Here is a 1,707-nt window from a genome sequence, read left to right as displayed (position 1 = left end):
GGGCACTCGGCCCCTTTTCTTGCTCTCGGAGGGGCCCCGCTGATCAGCTTTAGGTAAAGACTTCCTCGGCCCGGAATCACAAAAAAACGCGACCGCCTGCGGCGGCTGCTCCGGCCCCCGCCGGGAACAACGAAAAGGCCCCCGCCGAATTCGACGGGGGCCTTAACGCGTCGTCACTTATCCTCGGCGGCAACCCTCTTGTAGACGGCATTCCTGGTGATCCTCGCGGCTCGGGAAACCTCAGTTGGCGTCAGGGCCTTCGTCTTCACCGCGTTGATCGTCAACGCCGTCTCCGCCTTCTGCGCCGCCTCGGACAGATCGGCCAGCGCCCGAATCAGGTTCCGATGCCACTCGGCCGGATCACTGAACATCGCCGCGTCGGCATGTCCGAGGTAGCTGGTTAGCTCTGAGATCGACTGGAACTGTCGTTGCAGGTCAGACCGGAAAACGTCGGCCTTGCGTCGGGTCATGATTCGTCCTCCGGGATGGAACTATGCGAATACTCGGTTGACAGATCCTGTCTGCCAGGCTCATCGTAGAGCCCAGCACAGCCCGTAGTCATCACATCCGCAGATGACGAAACGTCAGGAGACATCCATGCCCGCCATCTTCCACGTTGACCAGGCCCGCACCTTCTCCATGGTCATGTTCCTCAGCTCCTCCCCGAAGATGCAGTTCGGCACGCAGCAGCAGGACACCGCCAAGGACGGCACCCCCAAGTGGGAGGTGCAGGTCGTCGCCTCGTTCACCCAGTTCGGCCGGACCGAGAACGAGATCCTCAAGGTCGGTGTCCTCTCGCACCAGGACCCCGCCGCCCCGCTCCAGGGGATGCCTCAGCCGGTCGAGCTGGTCGGTTTCCGCGTCGGCGTCACCCCGGCCGAGAAGCGGACCGACCGCAACGGCAACGAAAAGGTCGTCGGCGGAACCGCCTGGTACCAGGCCGACGAGATCCGCGCCATCAACGCCGTTCCCCAGTCCCGCAAGACCGCCTCGCAGGAAGGCTGACCGTGTCCGCCACTGACACCCTGAGCCTCGCTCCCCTGGTCGCCGTCATCACCCTCGTGGTGCTGGCGGCCTGGGGGGCGGCTCGCCTCTTCATCGCCACCTACCGGTACATCCGGGCCACCCCGCACCAGCGCCGCCGGATGCGCCACGCCTGGGCCGTCTCCCGTCGCTGGCGTCGCCTGGCCCCAAACGTCGGCCTCGCCCGCGTGGACGAGAACACCAAGGGCCGCAAGGACTGGCAGGGCAAGACCGCCAAGCCCGTCACGGTCGTCCCGAAGATCCGAGTCTTCCCGGAGCCGTGGGGCATCCGGGCCGTCATCAAGACCATCCCGAAGGTCGGCGTTGAGGAAGTCGAAAAGGCCGGCGGTTGGCTCGCGGACGCCTGGGACTGCCAGACCGTGGAAGTCCGCCGACTGCAAGCCGGACTGGTGGAGGTCCGGGGCATCGTCGGTGACCCCCTCGTTGACCACCAGCCGTACGTCTGGCCCGAAGCGGACGCCTGGACTCTCCCGATGGGTCATAACCCCTGGATGCGCCAAGTCGGCATCCCTCTGCGGCAGTTGAGCGGCATCAAGGTCGCGGGCCTCCCCGGCTACGGCAAGACCATGCTCATGCTCGCCTGGATGGCCTCGCTTGCGAACCGCGCCAACGTCCAGTTCGCCATCTTCGACGGCAAGACCTCCGACGCCCGATACGGCGACT

Annotated in this window: 3 protein-coding genes; 2 read left to right on the top strand and 1 reads right to left on the bottom strand. The window is 65.8% G+C overall.

Annotation, left to right across the window (positions count from 1 at the left end):
• Positions 1–173 precede the first annotated feature (173 nt).
• Positions 174–470 (bottom strand): hypothetical protein, encoded by a 297-nt coding sequence (locus ACZ5ZX_RS41660; RefSeq protein WP_465507527.1) that lies wholly within the window; start codon positions 468–470, stop codon positions 174–176.
• Between the two features lie 127 nt (positions 471–597).
• Here ACZ5ZX_RS41660 and ACZ5ZX_RS41655 point away from each other — a divergent pair, with 127 nt between their 5' ends.
• Positions 598–1,005, top strand: coding sequence for a hypothetical protein (locus ACZ5ZX_RS41655; RefSeq protein WP_465507526.1), 408 nt, complete (start codon positions 598–600; stop codon positions 1,003–1,005).
• 2 nt (positions 1,006–1,007) lie between these two features.
• A partial coding sequence (locus ACZ5ZX_RS41650; protein ID WP_465507525.1) for a hypothetical protein occupies positions 1,008–1,707 on the top strand: 700 nt, incomplete at its 3' end.

The sequence above is a fragment of the Amycolatopsis sp. NPDC033938 genome (assembly GCF_055575975.1).
The sequence above is the reverse complement of the archived record's forward strand: the minus strand, read 5'-3'. Positions and strand labels throughout refer to the sequence as shown.